This is a genomic window from Coleofasciculus sp. G1-WW12-02 (assembly GCF_040219735.1).
Taxonomy (GTDB): domain Bacteria; phylum Cyanobacteriota; class Cyanobacteriia; order Cyanobacteriales; family Coleofasciculaceae; genus Coleofasciculus.
On the sequence record NZ_JAVJRX010000098.1, the window covers coordinates 22,725 to 37,147 of the forward strand.

At 47.1% G+C, this 14,423-nt stretch carries 10 protein-coding genes and 2 pseudogenes; 5 read left to right on the forward strand and 7 right to left on the reverse strand.

Features of this window, described 5'->3' with window-relative positions; genetic code table 11:
- Positions 1-148: 148 nt before the first annotated feature.
- The gene (locus RID09_RS15695) at positions 149-1,426 is read left to right on the forward strand and encodes an FAD-dependent hydroxylase (RefSeq protein ID WP_446336859.1); all 1,278 of its coding nucleotides are present in this window, start codon (positions 149-151) and stop codon (positions 1,424-1,426) included.
- A gap of 143 nt (positions 1,427-1,569) precedes the next feature.
- On the opposite strand, the gene RID09_RS15700 is transcribed toward RID09_RS15695, so the two are convergent.
- From RID09_RS15700 to RID09_RS15715, 4 genes are all read right to left on the reverse strand, one after another.
- Positions 1,570-2,787 carry an RNA-guided endonuclease InsQ/TnpB family protein gene (locus RID09_RS15700; RefSeq protein ID WP_446336860.1) on the reverse strand — a complete coding sequence of 406 codons (1,218 nt, stop codon included), beginning with the start codon at positions 2,785-2,787 and terminating at the stop codon, positions 1,570-1,572.
- 126 nt (positions 2,788-2,913) lie between these two features.
- The gene (locus RID09_RS15705) at positions 2,914-3,825 is read right to left on the reverse strand and encodes a circadian clock KaiB family protein (RefSeq protein ID WP_446336861.1); all 912 of its coding nucleotides are present in this window, start codon (positions 3,823-3,825) and stop codon (positions 2,914-2,916) included.
- Positions 3,826-3,942: 117 nt separating this feature from the next.
- Positions 3,943-5,268: a PilT/PilU family type 4a pilus ATPase gene (locus RID09_RS15710; protein ID WP_446336862.1), complete on the reverse strand. Its 1,326-nt coding sequence runs from the start codon at positions 5,266-5,268 to the stop codon at positions 3,943-3,945.
- A 142-nt stretch (positions 5,269-5,410) separates the two neighbouring features.
- Positions 5,411-7,945, reverse strand: coding sequence for a DNA gyrase/topoisomerase IV subunit A (locus tag RID09_RS15715; protein ID WP_446336863.1), 2,535 nt, complete (start codon positions 7,943-7,945; stop codon positions 5,411-5,413).
- A 135-nt stretch (positions 7,946-8,080) separates the two neighbouring features.
- Between RID09_RS15715 and RID09_RS15720 the strand changes: the two genes are divergently transcribed.
- A complete protein-coding gene (locus RID09_RS15720) occupies positions 8,081-8,482 on the forward strand; it encodes a response regulator (protein WP_446336864.1) in 402 nt (133 codons plus the stop codon).
- 875 nt (positions 8,483-9,357) lie between these two features.
- Positions 9,358-9,447 (forward strand): annotated as a pseudogene (locus RID09_RS15725) (response regulator); the annotation flags it as partial.
- Between the two features lie 249 nt (positions 9,448-9,696).
- On the opposite strand, the gene RID09_RS15730 reads toward RID09_RS15725, so the two are convergent.
- The 3 genes and pseudogenes from RID09_RS15730 to RID09_RS15740 form a co-directional block, all read right to left on the reverse strand.
- On the reverse strand, positions 9,697-10,590 hold the full coding sequence (locus RID09_RS15730; RefSeq protein WP_446336865.1) for a tetratricopeptide repeat protein: 894 nt from the start codon (positions 10,588-10,590) through the stop codon (positions 9,697-9,699).
- Positions 10,591-10,624: 34 nt separating this feature from the next.
- A pseudogene (locus RID09_RS15735) lies at positions 10,625-11,134 on the reverse strand (RNA-guided endonuclease InsQ/TnpB family protein); the annotation flags it as partial.
- A 70-nt stretch (positions 11,135-11,204) separates the two neighbouring features.
- A complete protein-coding gene (locus RID09_RS15740) occupies positions 11,205-11,495 on the reverse strand; it encodes a hypothetical protein (RefSeq protein WP_446336866.1) in 291 nt (96 codons plus the stop codon).
- On the opposite strand from RID09_RS15740, the gene RID09_RS15745 reads away from it, so the two are divergent.
- Positions 11,485-12,894: an efflux RND transporter periplasmic adaptor subunit gene (locus tag RID09_RS15745; protein WP_446336867.1), complete on the forward strand. Its 1,410-nt coding sequence runs from the start codon at positions 11,485-11,487 to the stop codon at positions 12,892-12,894. The genes RID09_RS15740 and RID09_RS15745 overlap by 11 nt on opposite strands.
- A 310-nt stretch (positions 12,895-13,204) precedes the next feature.
- Positions 13,205-14,422, forward strand: coding sequence for an ABC transporter permease (locus RID09_RS15750; protein WP_446336868.1), 1,218 nt, complete (start codon positions 13,205-13,207; stop codon positions 14,420-14,422).
- Position 14,423 lies beyond the last annotated feature (1 nt).

Here is a 14,423-nt window from a genome sequence, read left to right on the forward strand (position 1 = left end):
TTTTTTGCACGGAAGGGGGAGAATTCAAAGCCTTCTCTCTCTTCAGGAGAGAGGTTTTCCAGATCCCGACCAAAAGTAAGATTGGTTTACAGACGTGACAAGTCCTTGCCCTCTTCAGCTATCCGCGTCAAAATGAAGAAAAGTAAAAATGCTTATCATTTCGATACATTCTCTAAAAATGGCGCAAGAACAGGCATACAATCAAACCTTTGACTACGATCTGGTCATCGTCGGCGGCGGTATTGTCGGCGCAACCTTCGCCTGTGTGTTGAAAAATTCCGGGTTGCGGATTGGATTGATTGAGGCAAAACCTAAGTCAGTCGCCGTAGCCAGACGGCAAGCTTACGCCCTCTCGCTGCTTTCTGGGCGCATTTTCCAAGGAATTGGGGTTTGGCAGAAAATTCAGCCGCAAATTGCCACCTATCGGCAAATTCGCCTCTGTGATGGCGATTATCCCAAATTTGTGCAATTTCACCCCACCGATTTAGGTACCCAGGATTTGGGGTATGTGGGCGAACATCGTCCCCTGCTTACCTCGCTGTATGAGTTTTTGGCAGATTGTCCGAATGTAAGCTGGTTGTCTCCGGCGGAAGTGGTTAATGTCAAGTATCAAGCCTCTGGGGTAGAGGTTACGGTAAACGTGGATGGAATATCTCAGCAGTTGCGATCGCGCTTAGTTGTCGCCGCTGATGGTTCGCGATCGCGTATTCGTACAGCCGCCGGAATCCGCACAAAAGGTTGGAAATATTGGCAATCCTGCGTCACCGCCCGCATTAAAACCGAGAAATCCCATAATGATACCGCCTTTGAACGTTTTTGGGAGAGTGGTCCGATGGGTGTACTCCCTCTGGCTGAAAATCGCTGTCAGGTGGTATGGACAGCACCTCACGTCGAAGCACAACAGTTAAAAGACTTAGATGAAAAAAAATTCCTAGAACTCCTAGAATACCGCACAGGCGGACTTTTGGGGCATTTAGAATTAGATAGCGATCGCATCCTATTTCCCGTACAGTTAATGCAAAGCGATCGCTACACCCAGCACCGCCTCGCCCTCATTGGCGACGCCGCCCATTGTTGCCATCCTGTGGGTGGACAAGGGCTAAATATGGGCATCCGAGATGCCGCAGCCCTTGCCCAAGTCATACAGGAAGCCCATCAACAGGGTGAAGATATCGGAGACGAACAGATCCTCAAGCGCTACGAACAGTGGCGCAAAAGTGAAAATCTAGTCATTTTAGGCTTTACTGATTTCTTAGATCGAATGTTTTCTAATAACTGGTTGCCTATCGTTACCCTACGTCGCCTGGGATTATGGATGTTGCGTCATCTGTATCCCGTTAAATGTTACGCTCTGCAATTAATGACAGGTTTAAAGGGACGCACTCCTCAAGTGGCTAATCTTAAATCTGGGTCAACTTCAGTTTAATCAATAAAAATAAAAACCAAGAACGTATTGTGAATTAGCTTAACTATGTTTCTCTCACACAAAATTCAGTTTTTATAGTTTAGCTTCTGGAGCAATAAGTACACTTGACACTCCCCCGGCTAAAAGCGCGGGGGATTCTTCGTTCATCCAATCACCTTAAAGTATTGACTTTCATCAATACAGAAGAGGGCGAGTTGTCCCGAAGCGTTTATCCAGTATTCCTGGAATGTTCCCGTATGCCCTACGGTACGAAGTGCTTCCTTGAGTATGTTAATTGCTGCGTTCCAATCACGGTCTAAAACACATCCGCATTTACATTTATGTGTTCGAGTTGATAGTGATTTGTTCACAACACAACCGCAATTGGAGCAATTTTGGGAGGTGTAGTGAGGTTTAACAGCAACCGTTGCTACACCAAATACTTTGCCAAAATATTCAAGAGTGCGTCTAAACTCAGACCAAGCCGCATCACTAATTGATTTAGCTAGGTGATGATTTTTGACCATATTTCGCACTTGCAAGTCCTCATAAGCTACCAAGTCGTTAGACCTGACTACGCACAATGCAGTCTTTACTGCAAAGTCTTTACGCTGCCTACTTACTTTCAAGTGTTTCTTAGCTAACTTTTGTTTAGCCTTTTTGTAGTTGTTAGATTGTGGATGACCTTTCTTAAACTTCTTAGATACTCGCTTCTGGAGACGCTTAAGTTGTTTCTCTGATTTTCTCAGAAATCTTGGATTATCAACTGTTTGACCATCTGAGTCAGTATAAAAATGGTTTAAGCCAACGTCTAACCCTACGTTGTGTCCTGTCGGAGTCCTATCTTCAGTCCTGTCATGGTCAATACAGAATTGAGCATAGTATCCATCAGCGCGACGCACTACCCTAACTCTTTTAATCCGGTCAAGTTGGTAGTAGTTTAAGTCGCGAGTCCCATAGAGTTTAAACTGTCCAGCCTTAAACCCATCAGTGAACGTGATTGAGTCACGATTCTCTGATAGTTTCCAGCCTGATGTTTTATACTCTACGGAACCATGATTAGGGCGATTCTTTTTGTACTTAGGGTATCCTTTCTTTCCTTTGACTTGCTTTTTGCAGTTGTCAAAGAATCTTGAAATAGCCGCGTAGGCACGCTCTGACATTGCTTGTCGAGCTTGAGAGTTTAATTTTCCCGCCCAAGGAAACTCTTTACTTTTACCAAGAATTGTACAATACTTGGATAAATCATTGCGACACCTTCCATGACCATCTTCCCAATATCGGAGGCAAGCGTTACGGATAAACAGACCAGTACGAATGGCTTCATCAAGCCTTCTATACTGATACTCTTTACCTTTTAACTTACCTTCGTAGACAATCATTTTACCACGCTGAGCTTATGGTATAATTATATCACACAAAGGCTAACACTCGCAACTAAAGTTGCTAAACTAGACGTATCGCTCGGTTTCATCCCTCGGATGAATCGCGAGGGCTTTCACCATCGCTTATATAGGTAAAATACTTTCCAAGTTATTCAAATCTCCAACAATACGTCGGACAGGGGGGGGCCAAACTCTCAGCAGTGTGGGAGTCGCTGAAATTTGATTGGCTTCCGCTTGTTCAGGATGTTTAAATACATCAATCACTTTTAGAGTGTAAGGATGTTGTAGGGATTGCTCGATTAACTGATGTAGTTTTTTCAGGATATGTTCAGTTGATCCACTGTGTCCAGATACAAATAAGCGCAAGACATAACTAGGGGTAGTTAAGGGTGTAGATTGAGATTCACTAGGATTCGATTCCCTATCTGATTTAGAGGATAAGAGAGGATCAATCCCTGTAGACGGTGGGTGGGAGGATTCTTGCCACGACGTTTGTTGAATCGTCCAACGTTCTGGTATAGACCAAGCATAACTCTGAGGAGATTTGATCAGGCTTGAATCGTGATCATGCCTAGAATTAGCATCAGACAACTGTTGTGTACATTGCTCCGGGCGATCGCAACGGATAATCAAATCATGATCCTGCCACAGTTGGGGAAAGCGATCGCGATATGTCTCCAAAACTATTGGATCACAGCACTCTTCCCGCCAAGGCGCAACTTGCCACACCACGTTCCTGACACCAAACACAGCATTCAGCAATGCCTGATGATGCTGGATGGGCGGATAAAGTTCTGCTGACGTTCGCATCTGTTGGGTATAAGGATCGAGCCAGCGATCAATTGTGCCAGTATATCCCGGCACTAAAAAATGGGGCGGTTCCGGTAATCCGAGCATTTCTTGCAAACTCGCACACAGATGCAAATGCCAATGCTCTTGTTTACTCGGATCAATGCCATAAATTAAATCTCCCCCTGGTGTAAACAGGGCAATACCCTTAAATAACTGAGAAAACGAGCGTTGAATCTCGTTCATTGTTGATTTTTGATTTTAAATTATGGGCAGGTAAAGGCAGCGGATAAGATGAGAGTTGCTTTCCCCTGCCTTGTCCTGACATATAACAAATGCCCAATGATAAATGGCAAATGATAATTAAACACGACCCCGTAACATCATCGCCATTTCGTTTTGAGTCGGCGACATTTCTAGGGCAGTTTCTTCGGTGATACGCCCTTCCTGATAAAGGTTAAACAATGACTTATTCATCGTCATCATACCGTCAAATTCATTAGCCGCCATCAGTTCGTGAACTTCCTCATATTCACCCTTGCGGATATAATCCCGAATCGCTTCTGTATTAATCAGAATGTCGTGGAAGGCGGCACGTTTACCATCAGTGGTGCGACATAACCCTTGGGCAATGATTGCCACCATTGATTCAGCAAAAGCGATACGGATGGCGTGTTGTTCTTCTGGATTATAAAGATTGAGAATCCGTTCAATGGTCTTCACCGCACTGTTCGTGTGCAGCGTTCCCATAACCAAGTGACCCGTCTGAGCGGCTTTCAGCGCTGTGTTAACGGTACCTCTATCCCGCATTTCCCCCACCAGAATCACATCCGGATCTTCCCGCAAGGAGGCTTTTAAAGCGTTGTCAAATTGGAGGGTATGAGCGCCGACTTCCCGCTGTTTAATTAGGGCTTTTTGGCTTTTGTGAACAAATTCAATCGGGTCTTCAATCGTAATGATATGCTTCGGCATCTCCTTGTTCATATAGTCAATCATTGCCGCTAGCGTCGTTGACTTACCTGAACCAGTTGGACCGGTGACCAAAATCAGACCCTTGTGGTAATGACAGACATCCCTGAGAATTGGAGGGAGTCGCAACTGCTCCATCGTCAAAATCTTGAGTGGAATCAAGCGCATGACTATTGCAGGTCCAGTCAGGGAGTCGAAGATATTAATCCGCACCCGGGCAAAGTCATACTGTGCTGCACCATCAAACTCCAGTTCGTTTTGGAAGCGGCGAATTTCTTCATCCGTGAGGATTTCTCGCAACCAACTCATAAACGTCGCTTGATCAGTTACAGGATAGTCTGTATGTTCCATTTCCCCTCGGTTTCGCATCCGAGGGACTTCACCCACACCAACGTGAACGTCAGAAAATCCCTTGTCATAAGCCTCGCGGATAAGCTGGGCTAATGTTGGCTGTCCGGGAGCAAGTCCCGCACTCGGTGGTGGTGTCCGGGGTTTAGCGCCGGGTGAAGCTTGACGAGAACTGGGTGCTGTTTTAACGGCGGTAGGAGCTGATGCAGATTGACCCGCTTTGGGCGGCATCGGCATCGTTTGAGAGGGCATCGCTTGCGTCGCACCTGGGGGAGCTTGCCGGGGAACTGCCCCCCTTGGCGGTGGCGGTGGGGCTGGAGGAACGCGGGGTGGGGGGGGTGGCGCAATCGGAGGTCGTTTTGGATCGGTCATGGTTGGACTACCACTCTACAACTTAAGTTGAATTTTCTATACTGGTGCTGACAGCTATTTACCCCCTACTATAGAACTATATCTAGCCGATCGAAAAGTTTTCTGTTGTTAACCCTTGAGACACAGAAGAAGCAGTGGACTTTCACGGGAGGATTTCTGTCACGGTGATAATTGTTTCGTCGGACTTGAGTTTAACCAAGCGATCGCCACACCCATCTTTGCCGGACAACTTTACAGATTTTAAAGATACATTCATGACTTGATTATCACTGGTTAGCAAAACAGCCGTCTCTGTTTGAGAGGCGTTGACTAATCCGATCAACCGATCCGTCGATGTTTTAAACTGAAGGGCTTGAGTGCCGAGATCCCCGCGTTTGATGCGCCTGACTACATTGAGTCCTAGGCGTTTGCCATAGCCTTGCTCAGATACCAGTAAAAGATTCTCGTTGGGAGCGATCGCCACACATCCAACTAATTGCTCCCGACGCCGCAGTCGCAACCCTTGATTTCCTTGGGCTGTACGCCCCATAATCGGCAAATTTTCGTCGTTAATTTCAAAGCGTAATAAGCGCCCACTACTGGTGGCAATAATCAGATCATCATTGGGTCGAGCAAGGCTGACATAGGCAAGAGAATCCTCCTCTTTGAGTTTGATCAGCGTTAAACCCCGTGCCGTTAGGTTAAGTAACTCTGTAGCGGGAAGACGCTTAACTCGCCCCTGTTGCGTGAGCAAAATCAGGCTGAGAGATTCGGTGAGTTCTAGGGGTCGAAAATGGGCAATAACAGTTTCGGATTGAGCCGCATCGGGGAGAAGACGAGTCAAGGGGATGCCTTGCTTGCGTCCGGCGGCTGGCGGGATATCTTGCACTTTCAAGGGGTAGGCTTTCCCCCCACTGGTTAGGGTGGCAAATTCTGACTGGGTGGTGGTTTGCTGCGTCTGAACCACAAAATCGTTCCCATCTTTTATCGAGGGTTGGGATTTGGGATCAGGTGCCGAACGCAGTCGCTGTACATGTCCTTGATAGGTAAACTCCAGAACCGTTTGTTCGGCTTCCGTGTCGCTAGGACTCGGCGATGGGGATTTCGAGGTAGAGGTTTTAGGGTTTTCTGACGTTTTGCTTCCCTTACTGGTCTGTTTTTCCGATTTTGGCTGTTTTGGTTCTTTGAGAGATTTCGGCGATCGGATCTTGGTGCGACGTGGATCAGCGTATTTGCGTTTGAGCGATCGCAACTCTTTTTTCAGGGCTTTGAGTAATTCATTTCGGCTACTGAGTAATCCCTGGAGGGTTTCAATTCGGGTGGTGAGTTCCTCAAATTCAGTCTGAAGTTTTTGCCGTTCTAACCCCGTGAGGCGGCGCATCGGCATGGCGAGGATGGCATCAGCTTGACTCTCACTCAGGTTTAACTGCTCTTGAAAACGAGTTTTGGCGGTTGTGCCATCAGCCGCATGGGTGAGGATTTCAATAACGCGATTGAGTTGTTTCAAGCAGATCAATAACCCTTCCACCAGATGACGCCGTTGTTGTTTCTGGTCAAGTTCATAAGTATATTGCCGGGTCAGGGTTTGTTCACGGAACCTTAAAAATTCTTCCAGACATTGCCGTAGGGGTAGCTGGCGGGGCTGTCCATTGACCAATGCCAGCATAATTGCGCCAAAGTTACTTTGTAGGGGAGTTTGTTTATAGAGGTGTTTGAGAACATCCCGAGGATGAGCGTCCCGTTTGAGTTCCACAACCACCCGCATCCCCCGGCGATCGCTTTCATCGCGCAAATCGGCAATTCCCTCTAAGCGTCCATGGTTGACCAGATCGGCAATTTTTTCAATCCAAGCCGCCTTATTTACTTGGTAGGGTAATTCGGTGACAATGAGCGCCGTGCGGCGATGACGGCGAGTGCGACCCACTTGAATCTCTTCCACTTTAGCGATTCCCCGCACTGGAATAATGCCCCGCCCACTGCTATAGGCATCCCGAATTCCCGACGTATCGATAATTTCACCCCCCGTGGGAAAATCCGGTCCTGGAATTAATTTCCACAATTTCTCATCCGCCAGATCCGGGCGATCAATCAAAGCGATTAGCCCATCCACAATCTCGCCCAGATTATGAGGAGGAATATTGGTTGCCATGCCAACCGCGATGCCAGAGCAACCATTGAGCAGTAAAATGGGTAGTTGAGCGGGTAAAACCACTGGCTCTTGTTGAGAGCCGTCGAAATTATCGATAAAATCAACGGTTGCCTCGCCAATTTCTGATAGGAGGGCTTCATGACTAATGGGAGACAGCCGCGTCTCTGTGTAACGCATGGCAGCCGGTGGGTCGTTATCCACCGACCCAAAATTGCCATGACCCCCCAATAGTGGATAGCGAGTGGAAAAGTCTTGGACCAAGCGCACCATAGCATCGTATACAGCTTGATCCCCGTGGGGATGATATTTCCCCAAAACATCACCCACTACGCGAGCGCACTTGCGGTAGGGTCTATCGGGTGTTAAACCCAATTCGTACATGGCATACAAGATACGCCGATGCACGGGCTTTAGACCGTCGCAAACGTCTGGCAGGGCACGCCCAACGATGACACTCATGGCATATTCAAGATATGACTGTTGCATCTCTGCATGGAGGGGCGTGGGAATAACTTGACCAGTCGCCAGCAGATTCAACTGTTTTGCCATGAGTTCTGTTTCCTAATTTCTAACCACAACGAGATGAAAATTTGATTTTTTTGGTGGCAACATTGCCCAGTCCCTGTCAGACTGATGATTAAACCGCACTTTTGTTGAAAAGACGACTTTCTTGATGCAACGCCCATGAAAACCGTTCTGATTGTAGAAGACGATCCCATTAATCTTCGCGTTTTTTCTAAAATTCTCACGAAGCGGGGTGGCTTGAATGTCAAGGGAACCGAAGATGTAGAGGAGGTCATGAAAATTGCCCACGCGGGAGATGCAGATATTATCTTGATGGATGTTTCCCTGGCTCACAGTGTTTACCAGGGTAAGCCAGTGGACGGCATCAAGATTACCCAGATGCTCAAAGCTGATGCTCAAACCAGCAATCTGCCCATTATATTAGTCACGGCTCATGCTATGGAAGGCGATCGCGAAAACTTTCTTAAGCAAAGTGGTGCTGATGGTTATATCTCTAAACCTGTTGTGGATCATCAACAGTTTGTCGATCAAATCCTGGCACTTCTGCCTAAAGATGATTAGTCAAACCTGAGTGAGAGCGACGCCTCCAATAACCAATCTTCGGATCGGGACATCAATCCTCTGGAACTGGGTGCTGACATTGCCGAAAAACTGGAGTCTTACTAAAGTACGTATGTACTGTACCACAACAGTTTCGGCAAAATACAGAGGATGAGAAAGTTTAGCTTTTTTGCCGGAAGCCCCACACCATACCTGTAATCAGGTTGGCGTTGGGATGGATAGGCGGTCAATCGATGGGGTTCAATACCCCGGAGATTGACAACTTTCAGATCAGTTCACGGTAACATCTGACTGGGTTCTCTCTGTTGCTTTGCAAAATCTAGCTAGGTGTTCATATTCCCTGTCTGATACTCGTGTTGTCACTTGGTGCATAGTTGTCAATCTGATTTCAAGATGCTACTATATCATTGTACAGGTTAATCAATCACAGCTAACCGCTGCCTGTACACCGAACCAAGACAACCACCGAATATGGGGTTGGGTTCAGAAACAAGCTACTCGTAGTTGCATCTGTGGACGGGTAAAATTTATGCAGCTACATTGGGTGAACAAAACTTTGTATTGTTCCGGCGCGGTGGGGCATCCCGTGTCGTTAATAAAGCCAAGAGTCTCCTAAGCAATAGCCGGATTGTCTTGGAAGCTTACACCGTAATCTTTGATTCGGTGTAAGAGATGTCACAACCCTTGCTATCGGTTCCCGTTGATACCATCCCCTAATACCGAGTCGTTTTCAATCCTAGTCGATCAGAGCTACCGGGAACAGGGGGGGTAGGGGAAGCCGGGATAGAGAACTTGGTCTGTATTGCCCAGTCCCTATCAGACTGATGATCACATCGCACTTTTGGGGAAAAGATAATGTTCTTGATGCAATGCCTATGAAAACCGTTCTGATTGTAGAAGACGATTCCATTAATCTTCGCGTTTTTTCCAAAATTCTCACGAAGCGGGGACCCTTCTTGGTAGAGGACGATTAATCCTTTGTAACTGGGTGCTGACATTGCCGAACCACTAGAGTCTTGCTAAATACCACAACCGTTTCGGCAAAATATAGAGGATGAAAAACTTCAGAAAGCTTGCTATCGGTTTTGTTTATACATCCCCTGATACCATACCTTAGATGGGGGAGGAATGTAGAGACGCTTCTTGCATCGCGTCTGGGAATGCTCATAGAAGCGTCTGAAGTTTCGCGGGAAGTTATTCACTCAAATTTTGATTTAAGGAATAACTTCCACTTGTACAGGAACATTGCCACTAGGGGCAATGGTTGCCTGGATTCTGGGGTTTGCCAAGAATTTTTGAGTATCAGAGAGCAGACGTTCACCCCAAAGATTTTCCTTGAGGAACTCTAAATCAGCATAACGCTCATCTGACCGGATGGCAGTTTCCCCTAGGGCAAGTCCTCTGTCTTGTTTCCCTTGGGTATAAAGTGCTACCGCTACAGCCAGCTTAGGTTCAGCGGCTTCTGGATCAATCGCGATCGCAGCTTGCCATTTCTCAATCGCGCCAGCCACATCTCCCTGCTCATACTTAACCAACCCAATATTATTGATTGCGGGCCACACGGGCCACGTATCGCTGGTTCCCTGAGCAGCGGCTTTTTGGTATGCCGCGATCGCCATTGGATACTGATCCAGCATATAGTAGGCGTTGCCTAAATCAAACAATGCTTCGGGAACATCAGATTCTAGCTTCAAACCAGCTTCTAATTTGGAGACAGCTGTCCGATAGTCCCCTTTCTGAAAATAGGTATTTCCCAAGGAGAAGAGAACACCAGCCTCTTCGGGTTTCAAGGATTGAGCCTTAGAAAGCGCCTCAATTCCCTCATCCAATTGCTGGTTTTGTACATACAAGGTTCCCAAAATAAACCAAGTTTCAAAACTATTGGGGGCAAGCTGAGTTGCTAATTTAGCTCTAGACAATGCTAGATCGTATTGCTGAAAACGGGTAAGCTGAACGGCATCCTGCGCTAGATTCAAGCCTTGCTGCTCTAATTCCTCAGCATCGAGCTGTAGAGTATAGGGCAGTAGGGCTTGGGCGGATACAGGAGCAGGTTTGCTCAACCAAGCCAGCAGAACAAAAATGGGCAATAACAGAATACGTTTGAACACGGCGGAGTCTCAAACCACAATAAGGAATCTTCAGCTACGGTGACATCCTCCGACGATGTAATCTTTGATTCATCGTCGGCTTCCCAACCTCACGATTGGGCATTGCTCCCCTACGCCAGTTATCTAGGCACATAACCCCCGACACCTCGACTTGAGAGCCAATTTCTTGCTTCTCCAGAGTCCCTGGATACGTTTCTATTCCACGATTACAGATTTCTTGGGCAGCCGCCACATCACGATCTACTTCATAATGGCACTCACGACAGTCATGGATTCGGTCTGAGAGTTCTTTGCTGACCGTGATTCGGCAATTCGGGCAAGTCTGAGAAGTTCCCCGATGGTCTACTTCTCCCACAAATACCCCTTGTTTCTTGCCAACCCACTTGAGGATAGAGCGAAACTGCCCAAACCGGGCGTCAATCGTATGCTTCCCTAAAAAGCCCTTGACCATAATACGCCAATCAATGTCTTCAACAAAGATAGTATCCGCCATAGCGCAGAGTTTATGGGCAAGCTTAAATTGATAATCTTTCCGCTTGAAAGCTTAGATTCTACCACATCTATTTTAAGTCGTAAATTTGACATCCCCACCGCCCTGCAAGGACGGTGATTCCCTACCAGTCAAACAGCGATAGCTGAATGTACTCAAGGGTGGGGTCAGTACGGTTAGTATGGAAATAAAGGAACTTGAACGGCTTAGACGGGCGTCGTTGACGTAGCACCAACTGAGATAGCCAAATCGGTGCAACGGAAACAGATGATTGATTGTTTGTTTTTGCGCCTTGCGAGGAAAATAAGTGTTCACTCCTTAAAAGCAAAAACTCTGCTGTAGCAGATTGATGGGGAAACCTGACACAGACTATGGGTAAAGTCAATAATCCTCTCCCTTGGATAATGGGAATCATCACAGCCAGCCTTCTTGTCGCGGGCGGTGCTGGATATTGGGTGATTGCGGCAAAACCAGCCAAAATTAACCTTGATGAACTGACTGTGCCAGTGGATGTGCAGGATTTAGCGGTGAAAATCAAAGCAAATGGCACGGTACAACCGATTCAAACAGTCAACCTCAGTCCGAAAACGTCGGGTCGTTTGGTCAAGCTGGAAGTCGAACAAGGGGATCAGGTTGACGCGGGAGATGTGGTTGCGGTAATGGAGCAAGACGATGTTAAAGCTCGGTTTTTAGGAGCTAGAGCTGACCTACAGCAGGCACAAGCCCGTCTCGCTGAAGCCAAAGCTGGTCCTCGTCCTGAAGAAATTGCCCAAGCCAACCAGCGATTTCAGCAAGCACAAGCTCGTTTGGCTGAAGCTCTCGTCGGTAATCCTAGAGAAATTGACCAAGCCGTTGCTCAAGCCCAAACTGCCAGTTCTCGCTTAGATTTAGCCACAGTACGAGTCCAACGGTATAAGTACTTGGTGGATGAGGGGGTGGTATCCCAAGATCGGTTCGATGAGGCATTAACTGAAGCCCGCACCGCTAAAGCCCAGCTTGAGGAAGCCAAACAACGCTTAGCCCAAGTCCGCAATACTAAAAACACTGAGGATGAAGCTAGCCCAGAGATTGTGCAGCTCAAAGCGGCGGTCAACGAAGCTGGTTTCGCTGTGCAGCAACTGCTCAAGGGAACTCGCCCAGAAGAAATTGCCCAAGTCGAAGCTGCAGTAGAAGCGGCGAAAGCCCAAGCCCAAGCTGCCTACATCCAACTACAAGACACGATTATTCGTGCGCCTTTTCCGGGAATTATCACTCAGAAATATGCCACGGTTGGCGCATTTGTCACGCCGACAACCTCCGCATCGAGTACGGCTTCAGCTACATCCACATCAATCGTGGCATTAGCCACCCAACAACTGGAAGTTTTGGCTGCGGTTCCCGAAGTTGATATTGGACAAATTCAAGAAAAACAGCCGGTACAAGTGGAATCAGATGCGTTTCCGGATCAGGTTTTCCGAGGTCAGGTGAGACTGGTTGCCCCAGAAGCTGTTGAAGAGAATGATGTTACGTCTTTTCAAGTGCGAGTTGCCCTGGCACCCGAAGCGCAAGAGACATTGCGTTCAGGTATGAATGTTGACTTGACATTTTTAGGGGAACCTATTAGCAATGCTCTGGTTGTTCCTACAGTGGCGGTTGTGACTCAAGAGGGCGAATATGGAGTTATGGTGCCTGATTTTGAAGATCAGCCTAAGTTTAAACCTGTCACAGTTGGAGCCACGATTGAGGCTAAAACTCAGATTATCCGTGGATTGAGAGAAGGAGAAAGGGTGTTTATTGATTTACCTGAAAACTATAATTCTGACGAAGAAGAGTAGGGGAAATGTGGAGAAGTTTAAGGGTGACCAAGATCGCTAATTACCAATCCGTCTTTGTTACCTCTTTGATCTGTTGGTCTTCCGAAAAACCCTCTCTAGGTAAACATTGTAGGGGCGACCCGCCATACCCAATCAACATTACCTAACCCTTAATTTTACCGGGTCGCCCCCCGCAGGGTATCGGTAATTATCTGACACTGCATTTAGACAGGGGCGAGTCGATATAGGTTAATTCTTACACCGCCTATTATGTGCAGCGACTCGCCCCTACAACCACGATAATCCTATAATGACCAATGACAAATGACCAATGGATATTGTAGAAAGCATCAAAATGGCATCCACCACCTTGATGGCAAACAAGCTACGCAGTAGCTTAACTATGTTGGGCATCATTATTGGGAATGCCTCCGTGATCGCGATGGTGGGGATTGGACAAGGAGCGCAAAAGCTAGCTTCTGAACAGTTTGAAGCTCTCGGACCCAATGTCCTGTTTGTCATTCCTGGCTCTCGTGAAGCGCAACAGACAACGGTTGATTTTCCCAAAACATTGGTTTTGGAAGACGCTAAGGCGATCGCGACTCAAGTCCCAGCCGTTGCGGAAGTTGCCCCGCAAATTAATCTGAGATATTTAATCACATACCGCAATCGCAATAGCAATTCGTTGGTGACAGGAACGACCCCAGAATTTCTATCTGTTCGTAGCTTTAATGTTGCCAGAGGACGGTTTTTTACCGATATTGACATTAAACGCAATAACCAAGTTGCCGTTCTGGGTTCTGAAATCGTCGAAAAAATATTTGGCTACCAAGATCCGATTGGTCAATCGGTACGGATTAAAGATGTTAGCTTTGAAGTAATTGGGGTGATGGAATCCAAAGGTACTTTTTTGGGAAATAACCAGGATGATGCGGTGTTTATCCCTCTGAGTACGATGGCGAATCGATTGCGGGGACGCACATCTCCTTACGGCGTCGAAGTTAGCTGGATTGCTATTTCTGCTAGGGATAGAAATAGTATTAGTGCGGCTCAGTTTCAAATTGAAAACTTACTGCGGCGACGTCATAAAATTGTGGGTGAAGATGATTTTGGCGTTCAAACTCAGGAAGATATCTTACAAATCGTCAATACGGTGACAGGTGCATTAACGATCATGCTCGCCGCGATCGCAGCTATTTCCTTAGTTGTTGGCGGTATCGGCGTGATGAACATTATGCTGGTGTCAGTTAGGGAACGAACCCAGGAAATTGGACTGCGGAAAGCCGTGGGTGCTAGAGAACAGGATATTCTAATTCAGTTTATGATTGAGGCAATCATTCTCTCTGCCGCCGGGGGGATAATTGGAACGGCAATTGGTGTGAGCGGCGTTTTGCTTGTCGGTGCTGTAACGCCATTAAAAGCCGGCATTTCCCCCATGGCTATTCTCGTGGCTGTCAGCGTGTCTGGAGGAATTGGCTTATTCTTTGGCGTTGTTCCCGCCAGACAAGCAGCGAAACTTGACCCAATTGTGGCGTTGAGAAGTGCTTAGA